This window comes from Paenibacillus sp. J31R120 (assembly GCF_056269225.1).
This window is the reverse complement of the sequence record NZ_JBWDNN010000007.1, coordinates 115,784-140,539: the sequence shown is the minus strand read 5'-3', so window position 1 is coordinate 140,539 and position 24,756 is coordinate 115,784. Positions and strand designations below refer to the sequence as shown.

Here is a 24,756-nt window from a genome sequence, read left to right as displayed (position 1 = left end):
CTTCTTATTGTTCGCCGCCGATCAACTTGTTAAGTTGAGTCTTATTATAAGTGACGGCGAAATTTCATCAGGCTACTTAGCAGGATATTTGTTAAACTATGGTCGTGGGGCATAAGTTTATAAATGGCGGTGAGATAAATGACTACATTGAAGCATAGCGGATTCTATAAATTAAAATTCATCATTACGCCAGATGAGTTTCAAAGTGTGTTGAAGCTTTTCAAGCAGAAACAAGTACTATTTCGTCGAACGAACCATGACCGGACAGAGCATGATCAAAGTCAGGTATACGAGGCTTACCAGACTTTTTATCAATATTTTACCATGCCGGAGAAGCCTGACTACTTCCCTTTCTTTGTCTACTCTATTTCCCTTAAGATCGGCAATGAAAGCTCTGGGTTTTTCATAAGAAATGAAGGGGTCAGCTTTCCTTATAACGAACAATGGGCGGAAGATGAGCTGCCGAGTGTCATGCTTTCATTGCCTAAAGGTTATCAGATAGATCTGGAGGATGAAAAAGGGAAGTACTATATGTATGAGGATATTCGGGAGCATCAGCCGTTAACGTACGCATTTTTCAATGAAATAGCCAATGGAATTAAGATGATGACAAAGCTGCTTCGCTTTTCAGTTCCTGCAGGTGATACTTTGCAAGAGCAAAAGCCATCTGTTCGCATCAGCAAAAATGCGTTAGATGATATGGTAAACGCTTGGATTTTCAAAAAATACAAGCTTGTTACATGTAACTCATTCTCTAAGGAAAGGCACTAGTATAGTGTTATGGAGCATTTCAGGGTTTAGACCAGTTATATCTTTATTTTCCTGATTTTCAATGTCATCTCAACAGGATACAATTTTTTTGTTTTTCGAGATAACCTTACTATAATAAACGACATCTTTAAGTATAATGACCTTCTTATTTGCTAGTTCTTTTTTCCTTGTTCTATGAAAAATAGGACAATATATTGATGTCAATGGGAGATGATGGTACTATGGGAATAGTGAATATTTCACATTACTTACAAGGGGGACTCAGTTTTGGAAGGTCAAAGCAAGAAAAAACTTGGTTGTTTTAAATATTTTCTTATTGCAGTAGGTGTTATCATTGTAATAAGTATAATTGGATCACTATTAAAAGATCCTTCTACAGATACGGGAAGCAAACCTTCTTCTGAGAATGGCTCAACATCCAGTGCATCTAAACAACATGAGGAGCTATTCGCCGAAGCTAAAGGATTGTTTGGTGAAAAAAAATACATAGCTGCAATTGAAGCTATTGACAAAGCAATTAAAGGCGAAGAAAAAGAAGAGTACACGGCACTTAAAACAGAAGTTGAAGCTGCAATTACGGCGCGCAAAACTGAACTGGAGAGCGGTTTTAAGATTGAGGAAGATAAGGTTGAAAACATAACCTTTATTTCTCCTTCGTCCGGAGTTAAAAAAGGTTTAGTTTTTTATCCGTACATTGGGATCAATGATTCCAAGAAATATATGCTATTGCGTGTAGGGTATCAGGAAGATGCTTCAAAAGCCCTGTTTGTTTTCACCGGAATAAAAGTTAGAGCTGGTGAGCATTTAGAAGAGCTCAAGTTCAATGCTATGAATAAAATGAATAACGTTGATTTTCTAGGAAGCGGAATGACGGAACTCATTGATATTAGTGTTAACAAAAATGTTGAAAACCTTCTTGAATTGATCGTTAATAGCACAGATGATGTTCTAGTCAGATTTGAAGATATCTCGAATAAGACAACCGACTACACGTTAACAAGTGAGCAAAAACAAATCATTGCAGATATTGTCGAGTACTATAGCTATGTAGAAAAGTAGGAGTTGACGTTTTAAATAAACAACAACTCTGTAGAGTTTAATCTCTCTATAAGAAAGGGAAGGACGTACAATTTTAATTGTATGTCCTTTCCTGCTATTAGAGGATACAGATGTTTGAAAAGGTAGCTTTGTCTAAGTATTTGTGTATCAATATTTAGAAGTTTGAGCAGAAGCAATCTAACCTAATTGAAATTACAGCTATTATACTTAGGCAGCCTAATCTCAAAAACTGTCTCCATCACCGTTTCATTCATCAGCCGCACACGCCCCCCGGAGCAACACTTTAATTGTAATGATCAATTCCGATTCTTCCTCTACCAGCCCAATCCCCAAATAATGCCCATCCGCACGTAACGGACAGTTTTGTCCAGCAAGTTGCGCAAAGCGCGCTCGATAAGAGCGGTTTCCATCTTCTCGATATCCTCGTCCGGTTCGGATCGTCTCGGCATAGACCAAAATTATGGTTAACGGCGTTCGCAAAACGTGAGACAAGTTGGATAACAGCAGCCTGCGCCGATTCTCAAACTGCCCAATCTCAGCCGACTGATTCTGGATGTGCATGACCATTAAATTGTAGTGACGGGTCAATTGGCTGAACTTGTCCCGAGACTTGTCCTCCAGAACAATGACGTCACTGCGAATTCCGACTTGGTTCAGTCCGTTGTTCAGCTTGTGAATGCGCCGGTCGGTCGAAGAGAAGAAGCAGAGGGAAAGAAGATAGGGCAGCAGTATGGCTACCAGCAGAGGCAAGACGAACGCTAGCAAAGCTTCATTCGTACGCAGGAAAGAGTTCATTTAACCCGGCTTCATATCTCGCCAGCAGAACCATAGAGTGTCGCATCGTTCTCCACTACCCACTCCAGGCGGATCTTGGCTTGTATTCGTGCCAGCAGCTCAATTGGACTAAAAGTCTTGGTCATGTAATCGTCGGCCACCAGCGCAAACACATCAATTTTGTCAGGCTGCCCTTGCACCTTCACAATCGCCTGCCTCCCGGATTCCGCCTCGGCGATGTCCCAGCCCATGCGTTCCAGATGCAAGCGAATAAGCTCTTCATTAAGAAAAGTTCCACCTGTCTATGGAAGGATAATACATATATTCAGTAGAATATATGTGGTTACAACTTTTAGAATTGGAGGAAGTCATGCATGTTGGAATCTAACCAAGAAGAGTATATATTATCAAATAAAAAAGCTGGGATGATGCAGCGCCGCGCTTTTTTGGAAGATCTTCACTTCCTGTATATGGGCCATTTCTACCCACCGAAGAGGAACTAAACTTATTTGGCGATGTATCAGGTAAGAAGGTGTTGGAGGTTGGTTGTGGCAGTGGGCATTCTCTAAAATACATGGCCTCGAACGGAGCCTCAGAGCTATGGGGAATCGACTTGTCCGATATTCAAATCGAGACCGCACGGGCACTGCTCTCAGACAGTCATACAAAAGTAAATCTTTTTCAAGGACCGATGGAGAAGAACCCTGGCTTACCAATTGAGCATTTTGATATTGTATATTCGATCTATGCGATTGGTTGGACAGTTGATTTGGGGCAGACTCTTCAGAATCTGTATAGCTATTTGAAGCCTGGTGGGACATTTATATTTAGCTGGGAGCATCCGCTTCATAGTCTCATTAGCCAGAATGGGGAACAGATCGTTATTCATAAATCTTACCATGATGAAGGTTCAGCAGTGTGAACCATGGGATAGTCCGGCTATTATGAATCAACTGAAAATCAGTACGTATATTAACGAGCTAATTCAAGCGGGCTTTCAACTGGAGAAGGTCGTTGAAGATGTTGTAATCCAAGAGGAGATTAAATCGGGAGATCCTGCTGTGTGGTACACCCATAAGAAAGCATCTCTGGTTCCCCCAGCCTTTATTATAAAGTGTACAAAAAAATAAGGTTGTCGTTTAGTTAATTGGAAAGTAGAATAAAGTGAACTAACTTTTGGTAATAATTGGTGTTGACTCTAACTAAATAATAGGTTTCTTCCGATATAAACATAAACAGATCAATTCTCACTTTAATTAGGAGGTATTCCGATGACTTCTTTCTCTGCTGTTTCAAATACGGATAAAGGACTGAATAAATTAAATCCAAAAGCCGTAAAGGACAATGAAATGCAGGCACTCAATAAACAAAAGATAAAAATACAGGATGAGATTAATAGAGTAAACAACAACACTGAGATGGATTCCAAGTTAAAAATGGAGCGTGTTAAGACACTAACAAGTAGCATTCAACAAATTGACGCTAGGATTTCTGAGATCAGGATGGAGAATATGAAGAAGAGTCTTCCTGAAAAAAGTTCATCTGATTCAAAGGCCAACCCTTCAAAACCGGACCATGACCCTCAACTTGCTGTTATTATCGAAAAGAGCACTTCCTATTCCCAGTTAACTCAATCAGTGGGGCTACGAGCAAAGATGGATGGTGAAATTAAAACCTTAGAGGGTGGAGTTCGATTTGACCGCACACTCTTGGAAAGTAGCCTATCGAATGATAATGGCAAATCAATGATGCTCCAAAATGCTGAGGATACTGTTTTTAAAATGAAGCGTGAAATGGTGCAAGACATACACGCCCAACGTAACGTTGTGGATCAGAAAATTAAAGAACTTGTTTCAGAGATTAATGATACTGAGGAGAGCAGTGAAACCCATATAAATACGGTAGGGGATACTTCTGAAAATAAAGAAATCCGTAACAATACTTCTGATACCAAGGAGGAAGGAAGTAAAGCCACTTCTTCTGATCCGTCACGTTCAGAAGTTACTTTTATTGATATTCGGGTATAAGGAAGACCATTCAATTGAATTACAGCTTACAGAAGTCAGCGTTTCAAAAGCATAGTCATTTTTTCCTCGGCAAGAAATAAAACGGAGCTGAACAGATGGCGCAAGAGGTAATCGCCTTGGTGTGCGGGACATGCAGCAGTATATCGGAGCGCGTGAAGATGGAGAGTAAGTTCTTTGATATTGTTGGCTTCGAAAATGATGTTATGGAATGGTCGGATTACGAAAATGAGGTTCCTCCGCTAGATGAATCCCGTTGGATTCGGTCGGATCACCCGCCTGAGCAAGGTCAAGTTAGAACGGTGAAGGTAGCTCACCCATTTCATATGATGATAGGGGAACCTTTTTGGATGCTGTACACTCCGGTACTATCCAGCCACAACGGTTGGGATTCACATCCTGAAGAAATTGAGCGAGCTTCTTTTGTACAGTGCTCCATCGAACGTGTGCTTGAGCGAAATGACACTAAAGCGTGGTTACGAGTTAAAGTATTAGAAGTAGGGATGATTAAGGATTATAATCAATGTTTTCCGGTCCGAGATGGGAGCAGCGGGTACTTGGAGGACTTTGAAATGTTCGGGGAGCCTTATATATTCCATTACCGGAATTGGCTATTTATTAGTGCTGGCGCCCAGGGAGATCTCGGCGTATGGGGCTTAGTCAAACGAATAGATAGTCAGTATCATATGCTCGTATATGGAGACTGGGGTTTGCATAAGAATAATGCTTTTGGCGGTAACATTCTGTTGCCTAAACATCAGATTGAGGAATGGATCGAGCAGTCCATGCAGAATAATCGCTCCTAAAATTTGAACAGCGACAGCCCTGGACGAGAATTAAAGTCCTAGCTGTCGCTGTTTCATTGACCCAACGTTTTCGGGATCGTACGGATGAATAGCCTCGAACAAACACCAATACTACTTTAGAAAAGCAGCCGCTCAAACTCCGTTACTATTGCTCCTAAGCTAAGTTGCTGTTCTCCATCTACAGCCTCTACATTACTCAAAATAATAATGACGGCATCCTTCTCTACATATCTGCATAATACCGCCCGATAGCCGGGCCAGCCTCCGCCATGCATCGTCTTCTTGCCATAACGCGGGTCATCATCCAAAAACCAGCCGCAGCCGCAAGTCGTCTGCGCACCACTTAGCAGCACGAACGAATTTTCCATCGATGCCACATATTGTTCTCCCAGGAGCCGTCCTGCATGAAGCGCGCGATCGAAGGCCAATAAATCTCCAATGGTCGTATGTACCATGCCATCACCTTGAATGCCATCCAAGTAATACACATAGGCAAACGCCGGATCATTGTCAGGGAGGAAATAGCGTTGCTCTGCACGCATGTATCCCCAAGCAAAGGAATGGAGCTCCCTCGGCGAATAGCGACGATTCATGATGAAAGTTGAAGTCATGCCGGCAGGCTGGAAGATATGCTTCTGCATATATTCGGCATAGGGCATTTCCGCTGCTGCGGCAATGACCTCAGCCAAGCAGACATAACCCGTATTACTGTAGCGGCAATCCTCCATGGGTTCGAAGTAAGGAGCAAGCTTTTCTATTCGCAGCATATGTAAGACATCCGCATTTACGGCAATACGTGAGTGGTCCCAATACTGATCGAACCATTCCATATAGTCCGGGATGCCCGAAGTGTGATTTAATAGATGCTGGAGCGTCATATTCTCATAAGGGAAACCCGGGAGCCACTTCATAACGGGGTCCTGTAAGCTGAGTACTCCTTGCTCGCATAGTTGCAAAACCGCAAGCGCGGTCATCGGCTTGGATACGGAGGCGACTTCAAATATGGATTCGGAGCGAAGCTCTTCGCCCGTTACATAGTTAGCTTTGCCGTAGTATCCTTGGAACAGCGTCTCGCCACTAGCAGCAATTAGCACATTTCCTGAAAATCCGTCCTCAAGCTGCAATTTCTCCAAATAGCGGCTCATTTCTGCTTCCCAATGGGTTCGATCTGTTATTAGATGCTTCATCATTTTATGTTCTTCATGGCAGCGTCCAGAATTCGCTCACGGCCATTGATGGTGATACCGCCCATAACAAGCGGATCTACCGTATTGACGAACACGTGATTATTTTGAACGGCTGTAAGACCTCTCCAGACCTCGCTCTTTTGCAACTCTTCCAATATCGTCTCGTCCATATCATTCTCATACACATCATATTGAATAAATAGATATTCCGGATTGACATGGTACAGTTGCTCCAGAGAAATGACACTTTGCTTGGTAGTGCTTGTTATAATGGCTGGCATCGTCAGACCCAGTTCCTCATAGAGCACATCATTCAAGAAAGTTGTTTCCGGATAAATCATGAGCTCTCCGCCGCGAACACGAATGGCCAGCACCTCTTTATCCTTATATTGACTCAAATAGCCAATCGCCTCTTGCTTTTTCTTGGTATAAGCTTGGATGATTTGTTGAGCCTCATCCGATTTCCCAATTAGTGTACCTAGCAGCTCCAGATTGTTCTGCCAATCAGGGCCGAAGTGAGAGGTCGGAATCGTGGGCGCAATTTTTTGCAACTGCTTGAATACGACAGGGTCCTCCATATCGGAGCTTAGAATAACATCGGGCTTTAGTTCCAGGATGTATTCCAGGCTTTCTCCGCTTGTATCCAGCAAAGGTATCGTATTCTTCATCACACTATTGAAAAATCCCGGGAAAGGCTCTTCTTCATCGCCAATGGCGGTCGCGGCGAACGGCTCATAGCCGAGTGTCACCGCATCTTCCATGGATTCAAATGCGTTAAGAAACAGGATACGCTGAGGCTCCTTTGGAACGGTGTAAGTGTTGCCCAAGTAAGTAATCGCAACGGTATCGCCGTTGTCCTGACCTTGCTCCTTGCCGCACGCCCCCAATACAACAGTCAGCAGCAAAACGCATATTAGAAAAGCTAGCTTCTTCATTATGACGTCGTCCCTTCTTATCGATAGCTCTATGCCAATTGATAATAAATCTCATTATCAATGATAGGGATCGACACGGCGAATGTCCATGTAGAATAGTAGGTTAGGTTCATGTACATTTGTCGGCAAAATAACGCATAAGCTCTTCGATCATCAGGAGATGAGGCAGCGCTCCATAATCCCGCCATGGAAAGGGCTGGAGCAGATGAACGTGCTGGAGTCGAACAGCCCGGCATTCAAGCCAGCTGTCATGCTGCTGCAGCTCTCTCCACATCTCCATTGATTCATCATCCTCATAGATGAGCACAAAGATATGGTCCGCATTCCATTCCAATAACGTGTCCGCCTGAATGAGAGTTGCTTCTGCCATGCCCTCCATGCTCCAAGCTGCTGCCGGCTTGAAGCCAAGCTCCTCATAGACAACCTCTTGAATAGAGCGGTCGTGATAGAGGTAGCAGCCATCGTCCTCAATGAGCAAAAACACCATTCGCTCGTGCTGATAAGGCAGAAAGAGCTGCTTGGCTTGTTGAACCTTGTCATCGTAGTGGCTAAGCCAACGATGTGCTTCTAGCTCTGCACCTAGAGTGTGCGCGACAATATGAAGCTGCTGTCTCCATGTCTCCTCCGACCAGTCCAGAAGGACTAGCGGACCAAGTGCTTGAAGGGCTTCACGAGCATGAGCATCGGTTTGCTCATTCAATCCGATAATCAGATCATACTCGCGACCCTGCGTGAGCAAGGTAGTGATATTTTCGGCCACAATAGACGGACTTCTTCCCACCAGCAACTGGCACTCCACGAAGCTCTCATAGTATTTATAATAATAACTTCTCCATGTGGGGTGAATAGGAGCGGCCCTCGGGATATAATGCAGCGGTGCGAGGATGCCTAGGATGGAGCAATCCAATACGGCAATCCTCCGCTTTCTTGTTTGCATAAAGCTTGACGGTGCGACGCCGATCTCCTGCTTGAATTTACGACTGAAATAAAACTCATCCCGATATCCAACCTCATGCGCAATTTCCCGGAGCGTAGTGTCGCCCTGCGCCAGCCATTTCTTCGCCTGTTCGATTCGAATCTGTGTCAAATAAGAGATGGCCGTCATGCCAAATTTCTTGCGGAACAGCTCCATAAAATATTTTTCGCTAACCTCCATCATCTTGGCCAAATCCGCAATATGGATGGGTTGACCATAATAATGCTGCATGTGCTGACATACGTTATCCAATTGCAGCAATTGATCGCGCTCATCATAGCGGGCATGCTCCATTATGCGCTGCAGCAGTGTATAGAACTGTGCTTGTTCGCCTAATTTTGAGGCGGGGGTATGCTCTTTGGATAGTTTGAATAACTGCTCGCATGCTTCCAAGTGTACTCGGTTGAAAGGGAGATAAATCTTGTCGGGCAGCTGTGCCGAAGAGGGCTGCTCCGTTAGCGCCTGAAAAGAAATGGCGTAGACAGCACGACTGTCCTGCTGCCGCATGTGCAACTGATACGAATGCCCGGGGGCGCAAATATAAACTGAGCCCTTCCGCATGCCATACTCCACATCATTCATGAGCAAGCTTGTATCGTCATTGTTGGCATAAAACAATGTATGATGCTCTGATATCGCGCAGGTCGGCTTTGCCTTTGCTTGCGCATAATAGCAGCGAATATGGAGAAAGCGATAATGATAGTGTGCCAAATGATGAACGCTCATCCTAACCCCTCCTTTCCTAGCCTGGTATGCTTTACATTTTGGTGCGCATGAGCAGATAGAGGAAGTATGGCGCGCCAATGACGGCCACCACAATGCCTACTGGAATTTCAGAGGGCGGCAGCAGACCGCGGCCAAGCATATCGGAAAACAAGACAAGCAGTGCGCCAAGCAAGGCGGATACGGGAATTGCGACCCTATAGTTGGAGCCGACGATTTGCCTCGCCAGATGAGGGGCCAGCAATCCCACAAAGCCGATTCCGCCGCCGACGGATACGACTGCACCGGCCAGTCCAGCCGCAACGATCAACAATATTCTGCGTTCCCGTTCCAAGTGGGCGCCAAGACCTGTAGCCAGTTGATCTCCCAAGCGAAGCACATTTAACACTTCGCTTTTGCGATAAACAAACGGTATGAGCAGGATAATCCATGGCAGTAGTGTCAATACGTAATTCCAGTTGGTGCCCCATATGCTTCCTGTCAGCCAGTTGGATACAAATTGATAATTTTCGGGACTTAGCCGAAGAGTAAGGACAATCATCGCTGCGCTTATTCCCGTTGCCATCGCAACCCCGGTCAGAACCAGGGTGATTGGTGTGACGCCTTCATGTTTTGTGAATGCAAAGAGGTAGATAAGAGCAGCTGCCACGATTGCGCCAATGAAGGCGAGAAACGGAATAACAAAGATGGACGTCTGCGCTGTCGCAGGCATAAAGGTAATAAATAATACGACGGCAAAGCCTGCTCCTGCATTAATACCCAGAATGCCGGGATCGGCCAGATCATTTCGCGAAATGCCCTGCAGCACGCAGCCAGAGATGGCAAGCCCGGCTCCAATGAGCACCGACAGAACCATGCGCGGCAGGCGGAAATCGAACAGAATCAGATTTTGATTCACGGTGCCATTGCCCATAAACGTGTGGAACACTTCGATAGGCGTTAATTTGCTATAGCCCACATTCAAACTGATCAAAAAAGTGAGGACAATAAGTAGGGCCAAGCCAAACATTATACGAAGATCTTTCTTCTTCTTCTTTTGCAGACTCGGCGGCAGGAGGGTGTTTATAGTTTGCTTCATCATGCTTTCCTGCCCTTCTTTGCCAAATAGAGAAAGAAAGGAACGCCAATTAAAGCGATTAGTGCGCCTATTGGTGTTTCATACGGTGGATGGATCACTCTTGCTCCGAGATCGGCAAGCACAACTAACAGGCTGCCCAGAACCATCGAGCACGGTATGATCCACTTATAATCATGGCCGACCAGCCATCTGGCAATATGCGGCGCGATAAGACCGACAAAGCCTACTGCCCCGACAATAGATACAGCGGAGCCCGCTAATACTAAAATAACAAGCATTGCCCACGCCTTGACGCGAGTTGATTTTTGCCCCAGTGCTAAAGCGACCTCAGGCCCCAAGCTAAGAATGGTAATTTGCTTGGAAAGGATATGGGCAATGAGCAGAGCTAGTAATACCCAAGGAAGCATAGTGGTAATATGCACCCATTTTGCTGAAGAGACGCCGCCCGCATACCAAAATGCAAGGTTTTGTCCGATTTTGAAGTGGAGCGCAATGCCTTCGCTAAGTGCGCCGAGCAGTGCGCTGACAGCAGCGCCGGCCAGTACTAGGCGCATAGGGGTTAATCCGCCAATGGCAAAAGAGCTTAGCCCGTACACCAGCAGCACGCCAAGCCCTGCACCGAGGAAGGAAAACAAGATTAAGCCGCTATAAGAAACACTGGGCAAAAGGGCGAAGCACAAGGCCATGACAAAGCCCGAGCCTGCATTAATGCCGAGTAAGCCGGAATCGGCCAGCGGGTTGCGAGTCATTCCTTGCATTAAGGCCCCGGACACAGCAAAGCATGCCCCTACCAGCACCGCTCCGAGCACACGTGGAATTCGTATTTCTTGAATAATATGATGGGTTGTAAGATTGAAATCAAAATGAAAGACAGCATTCCATATCGTAGAATAATCCATGCTTACCGCGCCATTGGATATCGATAGCATCATGGCAAGGAGCAGGCCCATCAAGCCAAGGACTAGTATACCTATCGCACGCACGGGATAGGTAGCGGTCTTTAGCTCCCGAAATTTCTCTTCTGATAAGGTAAAAGGTTGGTTCATCGACATTTTCGTTTTCACTCCGTCCCGGTCTGCACGTTCATCCGTTAACATAGCTGGTAGGCCTGACAAATAGGCTTTCCGCTAAAGGGACAGGCCGAAATGCTGGCGTCAATTTGGAATAGCTGCTTTAAATTCTCCTTCGTCATGACGGCTTCAGGAGGTCCGTGCGTGATCACTTCTCCGTGCTTCATTGCTACCATATAGTGCGAAAAGCGGGCCGCATGATTGAGATCGTGAAGGACCATGACAATGGTTCTGCCCTGTTCCTCATTCAATCGTTGCAGCAAAACTAATATTTCTAACTGGTGTGCCATGTCCAGATAGGTCGTTGGTTCGTCGAGCACGAGCAAATCGGTTCCTTGTGCCAGGGCCATAGCAATCCACACCCGCTGCCGTTGTCCGCCGGACAATTCATTCAACTGAGCATCTTTAAGCTCTTCTAACCCAGCTACGCTAATCGACCAATAGATGGCCTCGAAATCTTGTCTCGTTAACGAGGAGAAGCCTTTATGATGCGGGAATCGTCCATAGGAAATGAGCTCGAATACAGTTAATCCGCTGGGAGCCTCGGCTGTCTGCGGCAGCACAGCCATCTGTCTCGCAATTTCTCTTGTATCCATGTCATGCAGCAATTTCCCATCCAAATGAATGCTGCCCCGCTGAATATTGATCATTCTGGATACGGATTTCAGCAAAGTCGATTTGCCGCAACCATTAGGGCCAATAATGGTTGTTATTTTTCCTTTTGAAATATCGAGACTTAGCTGCTCCACAATATTTCGTTTGCCATAGCTGACCGTGATGCCATCTGCCCGTATCATTACTGTATCCCCTCTCCATGCTTCTTCATTGCTAGTGAAAATCATTATCAATTGGCAGTATTATACTAGAATGACGGACTGGAAATGTCAATCCAGTAATCATGGCTGCTGTGTTCACAAACGAAATTTGCTGAACCTGGGCGTAACGACGGGGCGGCTGTCAATGGCAGCCGTAATTTCAGAGCTTCCCCCGCTGGATATTCAACGTGTTGTTGCTGAAGAGGAGCTCGTTAAAAAAGACCCTGAGAGCCTAACGGAAACAAGATTTTATTGTTTTCCAAAACGACATCCGTTAGCGGTAATTTTTAGGGCCGCCTCTGAACGTATAGGTTATAATAGGCGCAATGGATAACCAGGGCCGTATGGCCTTGAATGGTAAAAATGAATAAGTTACGGGGTGATGGCAAGTGCCTCAAATAGAACAACAAGGGTCGCTCCGCACCGTGAAGGCTGCGATCGAGACGATTCAGCAGGCTGATTTTTTGCTTATGACTGAGCTGAATGTATGGTTTGTGCTCTCCGGTTACTTGGAGATTATGCGGGGCAGGGCGGATATCCTCATTCGAACTGGCGATATCTTCGTGCTCAATAAAGGCGATATGGTTCGCGTCAAAGGCAGCGAGGGCAATGCGACGCTTAAGGTTCAGCTGCTAACGAATGCGTATCAAGAGGAGCTGCCGGCATTCAAGCTCAACATGCCGCTATCCCTGGTATACAAAAAAGAAGGTTACGAGTTCATGAAGCAATGTATCGCTTCTTTGTATATCGAGACAGCCTATCCGTCGAATGGGTCCAGCTACATGATCGAAGGGTACGTCAACCGGCTGATCGGGCTGTTGCACCGATATCTCCAGCCCGCACATGAACAAGAGCAGCCGCATGCGGCTTCCGACAAGATCATGGAGATCGTATCGTATATCAATGCCCATTATGCCGAGAAGCTCAGCCTGGACGAGATAGCCGAGCGATTCTATATAAGCAAGTATTATTTGGCGCACTCTTTCAAAAAGCATCTGGGCATCTCCATCGGGAACTACATCAAGGAAGTTCGGCTGTTTCACAGCTCCCGCATGGTGGAGCAAACGATTGAGAAGATGGTTACGATTGCTTTACTGAACGGTTTTCCCAATGTGCGATCATTCAACGAAGCGTTCAAAGAGAGGTTCAAGCTGACTCCGGCAGAATATCGAGCAGAACGCCAGAAGGAGAGCGAGCATCATCGCTCAGAGTCCGTAATGTCTCAGGATGCGTTCGCGCTGTTATCGCCTTATGTTCCTCTAGGGGAATTCGCTCCCGCATCGCCGTTGTCGCCGGATCGGATTGACGTGCAGCTGGATGTTCGGCGGACGATCGGCAAGTACGCGAAGGCGAATCATGTGCTTAAAGTGAAGGATGGGCTGGCAGAGGGCCAATTGCTCGAGGTGCGTCAGCGTCTCGGCGTGAAGTGGGTTGCCGTCTCCCGTGTGCTGCAGAAGGTGGATATTGAGATTCGTGACGGCAAGCCCATTTATAACTTTAAAGAGCTGGATCGCATGCTGTTGCAGATTGTGTCCGCAGGCATGGTCCCGTATATGCAGTTCCATTCCATCGATTACGAGGATTGGCGGGAGAAGGGGCTCTCTAACGAGCCATGGTTTCAGACGATGTTCGCTGAGCTCTGGCATCATCTGCGGCAAAATTATGGGACAAGCCCGGACTGGATCTACGAGTTCCGCTGCTTCTACGAATTCGAGCATAGCGGGGAGCTATGCCGCCCGCTAGCGGATGCGATCGCGATATTCAGCGCCTGTAGATATATCGTGATCCACTTTCCTATGGCTCCCGCCGATGCAGTGCCACTCGATAATGACTTGTCAGACGCTATTTATTGCATCGATGATCTGACATGTATGCGCAAGATTTCGCGTGAGGCCGCGATGGAGCATCTGCTCGACACTGCTTATCTTCGTATGATTGCCGAGCAGGGGAATCGCAAGATTCAACATCAGATCTTAGACCAGATGCTGGTGTATGAGCAGGATGATGATTTGTCGGCTTATTCGGATTTGGTGCAGGCCAACGCGAGTATATGGCATTACATCAACTTTATGAATTCGGATGTTGGCGCGGGACACTACTATCCTCCGTTGTCGCTCGATACGGCGAAGCTGTTCGAATATTTTCCGGAAGAGCTGGCGGGCAAGCTGTCGCTATGCTATCCGGACGGCCGATACAGGGACAGCTGGTATGCGACCGAATTCGTTAACCGATTGTATGACGAAGTCGTGTTTCGCAATGAGGCCTGTATCGTGACGAAGCGGCAGGAGGATTACCGCATCATCACGATTTACCCCGAGCAAGAGATGCTGATTTATTTGAAGCACATCAACAAAGAAGCGCTGGAATCGACCTGGCATAAGGTGAAAAGTCCATACCTTTCGGTTAAGCTTGCGCTGGCTCCCTTGGAAGGGTCATATCGAATGGTGAAGCAACAATTAACGCCTGTACAGTCCGATGAGCGCAAGAGCCTCTCCGATTTGCGAAAATGCAAAAAATTGTCCTTCGACGATATCGCTTATTGGAATGGCGTCAATCGGCCTTCGAGAAGTGTGGAAATGCTGTATCTGAAGGGGAATTACACCATTGAGCTAGAGATTCCGTTATTCGGAATTATGATGATAGACTTAGAGAAGTCCAACGATGAGTGCTAAATATTGCTTTCGATGGAAGCGGTCAGCTTCCGATGATCGCAATATTTAGCTTTTTTTATGGCAAGATCCCCAAAGATAAAATGAAAGCGCTGTTATAAACTTGAAGGGATCATCAAGTCATAAGCTGGAGGGTGTCGCTATGTTGGATTATATGAAAAATAAACGAGCAGAGAAGAAGCAATTGGTGCAGCAAGTGAAGGCGGATAAAACCAAGCTTCGGATGCGCAAACAAGAGATCGCCGCATTGCCGGAAGCGGAGCGCCAAGCTGCTATCGAGAAGGATAAAGCATGGCGGCTAGAGCAGAAGCTGCAAAGAAAACAACTGATGCAGTCTGTGAGCCGCAAAGAGCGCAGAGCCATGAAGAGAGAAGCGAAGCGCTATCGAAAAGTGAAAAACAGACCACGCCGTCTGGCAGGCTGGTCGATTGTTGCGGCCGTGATTATCTTGTTGGTGGCGCAGTTCGGGCCTACCGTATCCAACATCGCGGACGCCTTGAGTGCGAAGCATATTACGGCTGTAACGGATACCCCGGAAGCGATCGCAGCTCGTGAGCATGGGGGGAAGGTCGCTGAAGAAATCGCGAATGAAGGCATTGTCCTGCTGAAGAACGAAGATGATCATCTGCCATTGCAGGATAAGAAGGTGAACGTGTTTGGACTTGCAGCGATGGATCTGCGTTATGGAGGAGGCGGCTCGGGCGGGGGAGACACTTCGCGCGCAGTCAATTTGTTCGAAGGTCTCCAGAATGCCGGTATTTCGTACAATACGGAGCTATACGAGTTGTATGAAGGGGTAGCCCAGAAGCATGGCGGCTCGTCAGGCAGCACCGGCATTATGCAGGTCGTCAAGGGCTTGATGGGAGCGAATTCAAGCGACGAGCCGAGCATTGAATATTTAACGCAAGAGGCTATTGAGCGAGCCAAAGCGTATTCAGACAATGCGGTCATCGTCATTGCCAGCGAAAGCGTGGAAGCAAGCGACGCGACAGTGGAGCAATTGCAATTGACTGCCAACAAACGCGCTTTGGTCGAGAAGGTGGCGCAAAGCTTCAAGAACGTCACCATTGTGATTAACGCGGGCAATGCGCTTGAGCTTGGATTCGTCGAGGAGTTCGAATCGATCAAGTCCGTGCTGTGGATCGGGACGCCGGGTCCATATGGTGCTAATGCGTTAGGCCATATTTTGGCGGGCAATATCAATCCATCGGGCCGTCTTACGGATACGTATGTGTACGACAACTCCACGGCACCGGCCAGCGAGAACTTTGGGGACTACGGCTACACGAATTTGAAATATTCGTTCCTGAATTACCAAGAGGGCATTTATGTCGGCTATCGTTTCTATGAAACGTATTATGCAGGTGACGAAGCGGGTTATCAGAAGACGGTACTGTACCCTTACGGCTACGGCTTAAGCTACACCGACTTCGAGTGGACGGTGCTTGATCAGAAGCTGACGGAAGAGATGATCGAGCTTCAGGTTGAAGTGAAGAACACGGGTGACACAGCAGGCAAGGATGTCGTTCAAGTGTATTATTCGGCGCCTTATATTCCGGGCGGCATTGAGAAATCGGCCATCGAGCTTGGCGCGTTCGCGAAGACGTCGCTCCTTGATCCGGGTCAATCCGAGGTGCTCACGCTTTCCTTCGCTGCGGAGGAGATGGCATCTTATGATATGAACGAAGCGGAAGCTTACGTCTTGGACCCGGGCACGTATACGATTAAAGTGGCGCGCAATGTCCATGATATCGTGGCAAGCTATGATCTTGAGCTGGGGAACAAAATCGTGTTCGAAGAAGATAAGGACACGGGAACCGCTTACGAGAATCGTTTTGATCTGGCCAAAGGAGAACTGACTTACCTGTCACGCCATGACTGGGCGGGCACATATCCTTCTGATGAGAATATCAGCCTTGAAGCGCCGCAATATGTGCTGGACGCGTTCTCGAAGAAGCCCGAGCCTTCGGAGCTGGAGATGCCGATGTTCGGCGCGGATAATGGCTTAATGCTGGCGGACTTGAAAGGGCTGGCCTTTGACGATCCGAAGTGGGATGCTTTCCTGGATCAGTTCACCTTGAACGAAATGTTCGAGTTTGTGGCCAATGGCGCCTATCGCACGATGGCTGTAGACCGTCTGGGCGTTCCGAAAACACTATTAATGGACGGACCTGCCGGCTTCAGCTACTTCTTCAAGCCGATTACGGCAGCGTCATATCCGTCCGAAATCGTCATTGCGTCAACCTGGAATAAGGATCTGGCGTATCAAATGGGCGAGGCCATCGGCAAGGAAGCGCGCGCGTACGGCATTCAAGGCTGGTATGCACCGGGAATGAACATTCACCGCACGGCGCAAGGCGGCCGTAACTTTGAATATTTCTCTGAAGATCCGCTGCTCTCTGGCAAGATAGCGGCAGCGATGATTAACGGGGCTCAAGACCAAGGGATTATTGCCTTTATGAAACACTTTGCGCTTAACGATCAAGAAACAAATGCACGCTCGGGCAACCTGATCTGGGCGAATGAGCAGGCAATTCGCGAGATTTATTTGAAGCCGTTCGAGATTACGGTTAAGGAAAGCAACCCACTCGGCGCGATGTCCAGCTTCTCGATTATCGGGATGAAGTGGGCAGGAGCGAACTCTGTCTTGCTGAACGATGTGCTTCGTAAGGAATGGGGCTTCGAAGGGTTCGTATCCAGCGATGCGGTCTTCGGCTTCATGAAAGCGCCGGATGCGGTAGTCGCGGGCAATGACTTGATGCTGGATGTGATGTCGTCGACGAAGAACGAGAAGCGGTTGGAAGATGCGTACAAAAAGGACCCGTCGGGTATCGCGCACGGTGTTCGCACCAGTGTCCATCATGTGTTGTACACGATTCTGCAGACGTACCTCTTCGAAAAGTAGCATAATGGAATCAAGAGAGCATAAGGGTACGGGGTGATAAGAATTGAAGCATAAAGCATTAATCGGACGAATGACATTGGAAGAAAAGGCGTCTCTCATGTCGGGCGCTAACTTTTGGAATACGAAAGCAATCGAACGTTTGGACATTCCGGGGATCATGCTGACGGATGGCCCTCATGGCTTAAGGAAGCAAGGCGGCAAGGCGGATCACTTAGGTCTTAATAAGAGCCTTCCTGCCACCTGCTTCCCGACAGCGGCCACGCTCGCCAATAGCTGGGACAGAGAGCTGATCTACGAAGTGGGGCGGACGATCGGCGGGGAAGCGGCCAGCGAGAAGGTAAGCGTGCTGCTGGGACCGGGGCTGAACATTAAGCGCAACCCGTTATGCGGCCGCAACTTTGAATATTTCTCCGAGGACCCTTACCTGACGGGCGAGCTCGCGAGTGAGATGGTCAAGGGGATTCAGTCGAACGGCATTGCCGCTTGCCCCAAGCACTTTGCGGTCAACAGCCAAGAGCATATGCGGATGACCATTGATGAGGTTGTCGATGAGCGCTCGCTTAGAGAGTTGTATCTGGAAGGCTTCAGACGAGTGGTGGAGAAGAGTCAGCCGAAGACGATAATGAGCTCTTACAATAAGGTGAATGGCACATTCGCGAACGAAAATACCTATTTGCTGCAAAATATTTTGTACGGTGAATGGGGCTTCGACGGCGTGGTCGTCACCGACTGGGGCGGCAATAATGACCGTGTAGCGGGCCTTAAGGCTGGCAATCAGCTGGAGATGCCCTCGACCAATGGCATAACGGATCGAGAGATTGTGCAAGCTGTCCGAAGCCGTGAGTTGGATGAAAAGGTGCTGGATGAAGCCGTCGATCGAGTGCTGGAGCTGGTGTTCACGACACGGCAGGATCAGCAGGCTGCGCCAATCGTTGACTATGAGGAGCATCATGCCAAAGCGGTGGAAGCGGCTAAGCGTTCTATCGTGTTACTGAAAAATGACGACGGCATTTTGCCGCTCTCGCCAGATAAGAAGGTGGCGGTCATCGGCGATTTCGCCAAGACTCCTCGTTATCAAGGCGCCGGCAGTTCGCTGATCAATCCCGCCAAGCTGTCCAACGCCTGGGATACGCTAAGCCGATCTGGCTTGCCGGTAATCGGGTATGCGCAGGGCTTCAAGCGAATGGGCGGAAGCAGTGCTCCATTGGCAAGAGAAGCCGTTGCGCTGGCAAAGCAAGCGGACATTGTGCTTCTGTTTCTGGGGCTGGACGAGAGCAGCGAAGCGGAAGGCGTTGACCGCGAGCATCTGGGCCTGCGCGAGAACCAGTTGGACTTGCTTCTCGACCTGACGAAGGTAAACGCCAATATTGTTGTTGTTCTATCAGGCGGCGGCGCGATCGAAATGCCGTTCGTTCAGGATGCGAAAGCCATCGTCCATACGTATCTGTCCGGACAAGGCAGCGCCGAGGCGTTAACCAGCGTTCTGACAGGCGAATATAATCCAAGCGGCAAGCTCAGCGAGACTTTCCCGATCCGCTATAGCGACGTATCGTCTGCTCCTTATTATCCGGGCCAAGAAGCAACGGCGGAGCATGTTGAGGGGATCTTCATCGGATACCGTTATTTCGATACGGTCGGGCAGTCTGTACTGTTCCCGTTTGGGCACGGGTTATCCTATACGACCTTTGCATATAGCGATTTAGTCGTAGATGGGATGAAAGTGTCCTTTACGATCACCAATACGGGAGCGGTCGCGGGCGAAGAGGTGGCGCAGCTGTATATCGAGAAGCTCGACTCTGCGATATTTAGAGCGAAGCGAGAACTGAAAGGGTTCGATAAGGTATTCTTGAAGCCGGGTGAAAGCAAGCACGTAACAATAGCGCTGGAAGAACGGGATTTCGCGTACTATCATCCCGCGATCTGCGATTGGGTTGTAGAGCCCGGCGCGTACCGCATCCAGATCGGAAGCTCGATCCAGTCCATTCATCTGGAGAAGAGGGTGACGATGGAGGGTGACTCCGTTCCGTGCGAGCACACGAAGGAGCAGTTCCCGAACTATTTCAACGGCGAAGTCCATAAGGTGACAGAAGCGGAATATTACCGCTTGCTAGGTTATCAACCTCCTTCGCCTTATTGGGACCCGAAGCGGGATCTTGGGCTTAACGATACCATTGCACAAGCCCGATATAAGAATTGGCTAGGGAAGGCGATCTATGGGGTTGTCCGTCTCGTCAATCGGTTCTTCCACGCGGTCAATAAACCGCTGCTAGCCAATAACGTCTTCTTCGTCATGAATATGCCTTTCCGCCAAATCGACCGTTTCACCGGCGGGAAGATCAGCCGCAAACAAATTTTGAAAGTGCTGAAATGGATTAATCGATAAACTATAAGAAAGGCCTCTCTGCATTTTGTATATGCAGGGAGGCCTTTTTATTTGATTGGGCATGGAAGCCTAATTGGAAGAGATTATACTTTAAATTTTTCGGCAAAAGCTTTTATTTTATCCGCGAAAATCCCTTTTAGTTGATCGGTACCCTCTTTTGGGGCAGCATAAGCCTTATAACCGCCAAATGATTCCATACAGACAGCGGCTTCCTTTAGATCGGCGGGAATATTCCGTTCTATAATATCTGCCGTTTCCTTGGGCTTTTCATTGCAAATAAAGTATCCCATTCTCTTTTGTAGCAGGGCGTCATGATTTTTTTTGATAAAGTCGCGAATCGGCTTGTATATCTTTCCGTCCCGGACGCCCGCACCCAAAATAATGTGGTCAAAATCCTCGATAATAGGCTTCTCCGTCTGAATATCACAAGTCGTACAATTTGGAATTTCCTCTGCCAGCACCTTTATGCATTGACCCGTTGCTCCTGTTTTTGTTGCGTAGATTACTAATACAGCCATTTGACTCATCCCTTATCATTTGCTTTATTTGGACGTGCATTTCCATGAAGATGATGAATTTGCTCCTCTAGTACGGCGCTTGCTTTGTTCAGAAATTGGCTAATAAGCTCGAGCTCCTCATCGGAGTAAGAGGACGCCAGCTTAACCATTGCTGCGTGGAGCTGGAGATACGTTTGACGGACTTCTTCCTTGTCTTCATATATCGGAACGATAATCACTTTGCGGCGGTCATGAGGATCCTGTTGTCTGCGCACAAACCCGTTTTTTTCCAGTCGGTCAATCAAGGAGGTCACACTGCCTGTTGTGAGACCGGTTAGTCTTGACAGCTCACCGGCGGTGACGGGTCCTTTTTCATGCAGAATGTCGACGGATAAGAAATCATTATTATAAAGCCCTAAGGAAGCAGCTACACTTTGCTGGTATAGTACCGTTCTGTTTCCCAGTCCGCGCATGCTCATCGTAAGGTTTTCCTGTTGCTCCGTAGGCTGTTCTGGATGGTTTGACAAAAAGGTAGTCCTCCTTGAGTCGTTATTTATCTTGATAATCAAGATACTTTATAATCAAGATACTTGATCGCGAGTCTGATGTCAAATATCTATTCGATTAAAAAACGGAGGCGTATTGTTTGCAGACGAGTAGCTCTAGTCAGCAGATAGCGAAACTTTCCATTCCATGGAAGCGTAAAGAAACTATCTCAATCGTTCGGAGGTATGCGGATATGGATAAGAAGAAAATGAGCGTTCTCAAGAAGTTGTACCATGCTACTAATTGCACCTATGATCGTGAGCGAGAAGTGAGCTTGTATCAGGAAGATTCACTAACAGATCGGGAGAAAGAGCTCTTGAAGGAAATGAATTGGCCGGTCAACCAATTGGAGTGGCTATCTCATGACTCTTGCATAAAGGAATTAATAGAGCTTAGAGGGGACAATCGGTTAACTCGTGAACGCATTATAGACGGTTTTGTCGCGGGTATAGGCGGCAGTTATCCCCGGGGGCTGTCTTCATTTATCAGCTATTACACCATGCAGAACATGCCGGAGCATGAGTTCCAAGAGGGCGAGCGTTATGCGGCTTGCAGAGTGTGCTCCTTTTCGAAGGAAAAGAAGGATGGATTTTGGGAAAATGCTTCCTACCTTCACTACGCCCTTTACTTAGGCAACGCGTATGGCTCCAACCTTTGGGGAGCGCTCCTCGACTTGAAGGAGCTGGCCGGGCAGCCCCCGGTTAAACCGACAAATGAGGATATGGATGTATTTCGGAGTCTGCTGGACAGCTTGGCGCGTTCGGGGCCGGATGAAACGCCGGGTGAATTCGAGAAGCGGCTGGCGGCAGAGAAGATCATGCCGAAAAACAAATACGTACGGCGGGGGATATTGAATTCGCTCGCTATAGCAGGGGTTATTCCAAACCTGCTGGTCCAGATTGATTTCGGCAGATGGACGGATTATGAGGTTATGGTGAGCCAAGAAGCGAAGCTTGCGAACACAAAAGGCCGCTCGGATATGGAAATGCCATGGGCAGCTTGGAGTGGAGAGCTTGGAGTGAATGGAGATGCGGCCAGAGAACTTTTTGGTGAGGTGTACGTTCAAGGATAGATTAATTCTTCCTGGCCACAATGAAATATTCCTGAGAGCGCGGATTTAAACAATCTGTCTCCACAATGGAGAAGCTCCCTCTTTTAATGGCATCGACGAGGTCGTTGATTTTATATGCTTGAATAGCGGGCATTAGACCCACTTTACCTGCAACGGACAACAGGCCTTTAAGCATTCTTTTTTCACCAACGCATGGTGTTGCCGAAATCAATAATGCTCCAGGCTTTAACAGCTCGTTTATTCTTTGCAGTACGACTTGTTCGTCCTCCAGCAAATGCAGAATATGAAAGGCCAAGATAGCATCGAATGAGCCTTCCTTGTACCGTTCATCGAAAATGGTCGTGTGAGCATAGTTGATATTGGCGATACTCCGATTGCGTGCCTTTTTCTCGGCAATATCAATCATATTTGCGGAAATATCGATGGCATGAAGCACCTGCACGTTTTCTGCGATTTCATTGGCTATTAATCCAGTTCCGCAGCCGTAGTCCATGACTATGTCGCTTGATTTGAGATGCTTTTTTGTTCGGTTGACGATGTTTTGGTAAGTCTGGGTATCTTTCATCTCGATTTGATCATACTTGCTTGCTGTTTTGTCCCAGAAGCGTTCGGATTTGCTCATTTTGGCGGCACCTTCTTTCTAAGGTATGGCTCGCTGGTTGAAGCGATATGGTCTCGGTATATTTGCAAGTATGGAAAAGGAGCAATTTTCAAGAAATATGGCTATGCATAATATTGTAAAGTAGAGGGAGTAGAAGCTCAAATCTTGGGAGAGTGTACACATGAACCATATTGAATGCATCGAGGCCTACAAGAGTGAACTACAGCAATATTCTGCAGAGCAGCTTCGTTACATATCCGCACCAAAGGTGTGGTCTCTTGGGCAAATGTACGATCATCTTATCCTAACGGCACTGGATTATCTGGACCAAGTGGAAGGCTGCGCATCTGCAAGCGAAGAGCAGGCTGGCGGCAAGACAGATGCGGGGGAAAAGTTGTTTCGCGCTGGAGCATTCCCTGCGATCAAGATCAGATTGCCGGATGGGCCGGAGAACAACCCTAATAATTTGAGAAGCAGGGATGACTTATCGGAAGGGCTAGATCAAGTTCTCACGCGAATAGCGGAATGGGAAGGCCGATTAAAGGATATCCATCCGAATTATAAAGTAAGGCATGACGGCTTCGGCTGGTTAAATGCGCAGGAGTGGTTCAGTCTTATTGGTATGCACTCTCGGCATCATCTACGACAGCAGCGCGAGCTTGAAGCTGCGTATGAATTGGCAGGTGGGAGTGAGAACTAACCACTGAAAAGTAGCAGTCCCAAAAGGCGAAATAGTCGTGCCACACACCGCTAATCGCGCCGAAAGGGCAGAATCACGTAAATAGCGTTGTAGAGCAACGTTAAATGCTTGGAGGCGCCCCAAAAAGTGAAATAGTTGTGCCACACACTGCTAATCGTGCCGAAAGTGCAGTATTTCCAGAATTAAGGGGCGTCCTTCTCTAAATTGTAAGAGAAACCAGCCCAAAGATAGCGGTGCAGGGATTGGTATAAAACCGTCATATAGAAATCGTGTAATCACATGAGCTACTCCATAACAACAATCAAGCCGCTGCAGCATCTGCAACGGCTTTTCCATTCTCTTCAATTACTGATAAAGCCAAATCCCGGATACCGTCATAACCGCTGGCAGCGCGGATTCATCGATAGCAACATTGTCATACCAGCCGCCTACGGCGAGGTTAAGCACCAGGTAAAAGGACTTGTCGAACGGCATGTCCGGCTCCATACGGCGCTCGGCATAACTATGTCCGTCAACGAGCCAGCGGATAGAGTGTTCACTCCATTCCAGCGTATAATCCCGGAACTGATTGATGTTGCCGTCTTCAAGCTGGTGCGAATACTCGTCAAGCTTCTTATGATCCCAGTCCTTCCCGTAGTGCAGCGTACCGGATACCTGCTGAGGCAGGCGGCCCCTGGCCTCCATAATATCGATCTCGCCGGAAGCGGGCCACGGTCCGTAAGCCTGCTCCTGCGGCAACAGCCATATGGCAGGCCATAGACCTTGCCCGACCGGCAGCTTGGCGCGAATAACTAATTTGCCGTAGAGATAGGAGAAGTGGTCCTTTGTATCCAGACGCGCGGAAGTGTAGTGGAAGCTTCGCCCATCTTCCGTCTCGGTAAGCTCGCGCCGCGCACATAGGTTAAGACCTGCTTCATCGATATACAAATTGCTGTCATGATTCGTATAATATTGCTGCTCGCCGTTCCCCCAGCCCGGGTGGATCGGCTTTCCGTCGTTATCCAGCAAGTCGTTGCCGATGCGAATATTCCATGAGCTCAGATCTGTGCGGCTGTCCGAAAAATCCTGCTTCCAAATTAGCTTGTTCATCCCTGAACACTCCCTTCTGTTAATCCCAGAATACTGAAATTTGACCCTTGGTGGAACAAATCCAAAAAAATGGGAT

Annotated in this window: 22 protein-coding genes; 10 read left to right on the top strand and 12 right to left on the bottom strand. The window is 47.6% G+C overall.

Annotation, left to right across the window (positions count from 1 at the left end; all coding sequences use genetic code 11):
* Window positions 1–138: 138 nt before the first annotated feature.
* Window positions 139–771, top strand: a complete 633-nt coding sequence (locus tag AC0YNW_RS22485) for a hypothetical protein (RefSeq protein ID WP_475833854.1) — start codon at window positions 139–141, stop codon at window positions 769–771.
* Between the two features lie 267 nt (window positions 772–1,038).
* A complete protein-coding gene (locus AC0YNW_RS22480; protein WP_475833853.1) occupies window positions 1,039–1,830 on the top strand; it encodes a hypothetical protein in 792 nt (263 codons plus the stop codon).
* Between the two features lie 246 nt (window positions 1,831–2,076).
* On the opposite strand, the gene AC0YNW_RS22475 is transcribed toward AC0YNW_RS22480, so the two are convergent.
* Both AC0YNW_RS22475 and AC0YNW_RS22470 read right to left on the bottom strand, forming a co-directional pair.
* The gene (locus AC0YNW_RS22475) at window positions 2,077–2,625 is read right to left on the bottom strand and encodes a histidine kinase dimerization/phospho-acceptor domain-containing protein (protein ID WP_475833852.1); all 549 of its coding nucleotides are present in this window, start codon (window positions 2,623–2,625) and stop codon (window positions 2,077–2,079) included.
* 11 nt (window positions 2,626–2,636) lie between these two features.
* Window positions 2,637–2,870, bottom strand: a complete 234-nt coding sequence (locus AC0YNW_RS22470) for a hypothetical protein (RefSeq protein WP_475833851.1) — start codon at window positions 2,868–2,870, stop codon at window positions 2,637–2,639.
* Window positions 2,871–3,136: 266 nt separating this feature from the next.
* On the opposite strand from AC0YNW_RS22470, the gene AC0YNW_RS22465 reads away from it, so the two are divergent.
* The 3 genes from AC0YNW_RS22465 to AC0YNW_RS22455 all read left to right on the top strand — a co-directional run bounded on the left by AC0YNW_RS22465 (window position 3,137) and on the right by AC0YNW_RS22455 (window position 5,434).
* Window positions 3,137–3,526 (top strand): class I SAM-dependent methyltransferase, encoded by a 390-nt coding sequence (locus AC0YNW_RS22465; RefSeq protein ID WP_475833850.1) that lies wholly within the window; start codon window positions 3,137–3,139, stop codon window positions 3,524–3,526.
* 349 nt (window positions 3,527–3,875) lie between these two features.
* The gene (locus tag AC0YNW_RS22460) at window positions 3,876–4,631 is read left to right on the top strand and encodes a hypothetical protein (protein ID WP_475833849.1); all 756 of its coding nucleotides are present in this window, start codon (window positions 3,876–3,878) and stop codon (window positions 4,629–4,631) included.
* Window positions 4,632–4,789: 158 nt separating this feature from the next.
* A complete protein-coding gene (locus AC0YNW_RS22455) occupies window positions 4,790–5,434 on the top strand; it encodes a hypothetical protein (protein ID WP_475833848.1) in 645 nt (214 codons plus the stop codon).
* Between the two features lie 116 nt (window positions 5,435–5,550).
* Here the strand turns inward: AC0YNW_RS22455 and AC0YNW_RS22450 are convergent, their stop codons facing one another.
* From AC0YNW_RS22450 to AC0YNW_RS22425, 6 genes are all read right to left on the bottom strand, one after another.
* Window positions 5,551–6,624 carry a serine hydrolase domain-containing protein gene (locus AC0YNW_RS22450; protein ID WP_475833847.1) on the bottom strand — a complete coding sequence of 358 codons (1,074 nt, stop codon included), beginning with the start codon at window positions 6,622–6,624 and terminating at the stop codon, window positions 5,551–5,553.
* Complete coding sequence (locus AC0YNW_RS22445; protein WP_475833846.1) at window positions 6,621–7,556, bottom strand: ABC transporter substrate-binding protein; 936 nt, start codon at window positions 7,554–7,556, stop codon at window positions 6,621–6,623. Before AC0YNW_RS22445 ends, AC0YNW_RS22450 begins: the two co-directional genes overlap by 4 nt.
* A 109-nt stretch (window positions 7,557–7,665) precedes the next feature.
* The gene (locus AC0YNW_RS22440; RefSeq protein ID WP_475833845.1) at window positions 7,666–9,258 is read right to left on the bottom strand and encodes a helix-turn-helix domain-containing protein; all 1,593 of its coding nucleotides are present in this window, start codon (window positions 9,256–9,258) and stop codon (window positions 7,666–7,668) included.
* 31 nt (window positions 9,259–9,289) lie between these two features.
* Entirely contained in the window at window positions 9,290–10,336 is a 1,047-nt protein-coding gene (locus tag AC0YNW_RS22435; RefSeq protein WP_475833844.1) for a FecCD family ABC transporter permease, read from the bottom strand.
* Window positions 10,333–11,379, bottom strand: coding sequence for a FecCD family ABC transporter permease (locus tag AC0YNW_RS22430; protein WP_475833929.1), 1,047 nt, complete (start codon window positions 11,377–11,379; stop codon window positions 10,333–10,335). Before AC0YNW_RS22430 ends, AC0YNW_RS22435 begins: the two co-directional genes overlap by 4 nt.
* 44 nt (window positions 11,380–11,423) lie before the next feature.
* Window positions 11,424–12,200 (bottom strand): ABC transporter ATP-binding protein, encoded by a 777-nt coding sequence (locus AC0YNW_RS22425; protein WP_475833843.1) that lies wholly within the window; start codon window positions 12,198–12,200, stop codon window positions 11,424–11,426.
* Window positions 12,201–12,607: 407 nt separating this feature from the next.
* Between AC0YNW_RS22425 and AC0YNW_RS22420 the strand changes: the two genes are divergently transcribed.
* From AC0YNW_RS22420 to AC0YNW_RS22410, 3 genes are all read left to right on the top strand, one after another.
* A complete protein-coding gene (locus tag AC0YNW_RS22420; protein WP_475833842.1) occupies window positions 12,608–14,890 on the top strand; it encodes a helix-turn-helix transcriptional regulator in 2,283 nt (760 codons plus the stop codon).
* Window positions 14,891–15,029: 139 nt separating this feature from the next.
* Window positions 15,030–17,792, top strand: coding sequence for a glycoside hydrolase family 3 N-terminal domain-containing protein (locus AC0YNW_RS22415; protein WP_475833841.1), 2,763 nt, complete (start codon window positions 15,030–15,032; stop codon window positions 17,790–17,792).
* 70 nt (window positions 17,793–17,862) lie between these two features.
* Complete coding sequence (locus tag AC0YNW_RS22410) at window positions 17,863–20,175, top strand: glycoside hydrolase family 3 C-terminal domain-containing protein (RefSeq protein WP_475833928.1); 2,313 nt, start codon at window positions 17,863–17,865, stop codon at window positions 20,173–20,175.
* 83 nt (window positions 20,176–20,258) lie between these two features.
* Here AC0YNW_RS22410 and AC0YNW_RS22405 read toward each other — a convergent pair whose 3' ends face one another.
* On the bottom strand, window positions 20,259–20,693 hold the full coding sequence (locus AC0YNW_RS22405) for a flavodoxin domain-containing protein (RefSeq protein ID WP_475833840.1): 435 nt from the start codon (window positions 20,691–20,693) through the stop codon (window positions 20,259–20,261).
* A 5-nt stretch (window positions 20,694–20,698) separates the two neighbouring features.
* Complete coding sequence (locus AC0YNW_RS22400; RefSeq protein ID WP_475833839.1) at window positions 20,699–21,199, bottom strand: MarR family winged helix-turn-helix transcriptional regulator; 501 nt, start codon at window positions 21,197–21,199, stop codon at window positions 20,699–20,701.
* Between the two features lie 212 nt (window positions 21,200–21,411).
* On the opposite strand from AC0YNW_RS22400, the gene AC0YNW_RS22395 reads away from it, so the two are divergent.
* Window positions 21,412–22,290 (top strand): hypothetical protein, encoded by an 879-nt coding sequence (locus AC0YNW_RS22395; protein ID WP_475833838.1) that lies wholly within the window; start codon window positions 21,412–21,414, stop codon window positions 22,288–22,290.
* A gap of 1 nt (window position 22,291) precedes the next feature.
* Here the strand turns inward: AC0YNW_RS22395 and AC0YNW_RS22390 are convergent, their stop codons facing one another.
* The gene (locus tag AC0YNW_RS22390; RefSeq protein WP_475833837.1) at window positions 22,292–22,912 is read right to left on the bottom strand and encodes a class I SAM-dependent methyltransferase; all 621 of its coding nucleotides are present in this window, start codon (window positions 22,910–22,912) and stop codon (window positions 22,292–22,294) included.
* A gap of 160 nt (window positions 22,913–23,072) precedes the next feature.
* Between AC0YNW_RS22390 and AC0YNW_RS22385 the strand changes: the two genes are divergently transcribed.
* On the top strand, window positions 23,073–23,591 hold the full coding sequence (locus AC0YNW_RS22385) for a DinB family protein (protein WP_387477169.1): 519 nt from the start codon (window positions 23,073–23,075) through the stop codon (window positions 23,589–23,591).
* Between the two features lie 345 nt (window positions 23,592–23,936).
* On the opposite strand, the gene AC0YNW_RS22380 is transcribed toward AC0YNW_RS22385, so the two are convergent.
* Window positions 23,937–24,680 carry a glycoside hydrolase family 16 protein gene (locus AC0YNW_RS22380; protein WP_475833836.1) on the bottom strand — a complete coding sequence of 248 codons (744 nt, stop codon included), beginning with the start codon at window positions 24,678–24,680 and terminating at the stop codon, window positions 23,937–23,939.
* Window positions 24,681–24,756 lie beyond the last annotated feature (76 nt).

What these genes read in the sequence shown, in the direction of transcription:
- AC0YNW_RS22485 (WP_475833854.1), top strand. Translation starts at nt 139, where the DNA reads ATGACTACATTGAAGCATAGCGGATTCTATAAATTAAAATTCATCATT.
- AC0YNW_RS22475 (WP_475833852.1), bottom strand. Translation starts at nt 2,625, where the DNA reads ATGAACTCTTTCCTGCGTACGAATGAAGCTTTGCTAGCGTTCGTCTTG.
- AC0YNW_RS22460 (WP_475833849.1), top strand. Translation starts at nt 3,876, where the DNA reads ATGACTTCTTTCTCTGCTGTTTCAAATACGGATAAAGGACTGAATAAA.
- AC0YNW_RS22455 (WP_475833848.1), top strand. Translation starts at nt 4,790, where the DNA reads ATGGAGAGTAAGTTCTTTGATATTGTTGGCTTCGAAAATGATGTTATG.
- AC0YNW_RS22450 (WP_475833847.1), bottom strand. Translation starts at nt 6,624, where the DNA reads ATGATGAAGCATCTAATAACAGATCGAACCCATTGGGAAGCAGAAATG.
- AC0YNW_RS22445 (WP_475833846.1), bottom strand. Translation starts at nt 7,556, where the DNA reads ATGAAGAAGCTAGCTTTTCTAATATGCGTTTTGCTGCTGACTGTTGTA.
- AC0YNW_RS22440 (WP_475833845.1), bottom strand. Translation starts at nt 9,258, where the DNA reads ATGAGCGTTCATCATTTGGCACACTATCATTATCGCTTTCTCCATATT.
- AC0YNW_RS22435 (WP_475833844.1), bottom strand. Translation starts at nt 10,336, where the DNA reads ATGATGAAGCAAACTATAAACACCCTCCTGCCGCCGAGTCTGCAAAAG.
- AC0YNW_RS22430 (WP_475833929.1), bottom strand. Translation starts at nt 11,379, where the DNA reads ATGAACCAACCTTTTACCTTATCAGAAGAGAAATTTCGGGAGCTAAAG.
- AC0YNW_RS22425 (WP_475833843.1), bottom strand. Translation starts at nt 12,200, where the DNA reads ATGATACGGGCAGATGGCATCACGGTCAGCTATGGCAAACGAAATATT.
- AC0YNW_RS22415 (WP_475833841.1), top strand. Translation starts at nt 15,030, where the DNA reads ATGTTGGATTATATGAAAAATAAACGAGCAGAGAAGAAGCAATTGGTG.
- AC0YNW_RS22410 (WP_475833928.1), top strand. Translation starts at nt 17,863, where the DNA reads ATGACATTGGAAGAAAAGGCGTCTCTCATGTCGGGCGCTAACTTTTGG.
- AC0YNW_RS22405 (WP_475833840.1), bottom strand. Translation starts at nt 20,693, where the DNA reads ATGGCTGTATTAGTAATCTACGCAACAAAAACAGGAGCAACGGGTCAA.
- AC0YNW_RS22395 (WP_475833838.1), top strand. Translation starts at nt 21,412, where the DNA reads ATGGATAAGAAGAAAATGAGCGTTCTCAAGAAGTTGTACCATGCTACT.
- AC0YNW_RS22390 (WP_475833837.1), bottom strand. Translation starts at nt 22,912, where the DNA reads ATGAGCAAATCCGAACGCTTCTGGGACAAAACAGCAAGCAAGTATGAT.
- AC0YNW_RS22385 (WP_387477169.1), top strand. Translation starts at nt 23,073, where the DNA reads ATGAACCATATTGAATGCATCGAGGCCTACAAGAGTGAACTACAGCAA.
- AC0YNW_RS22380 (WP_475833836.1), bottom strand. Translation starts at nt 24,680, where the DNA reads ATGAACAAGCTAATTTGGAAGCAGGATTTTTCGGACAGCCGCACAGAT.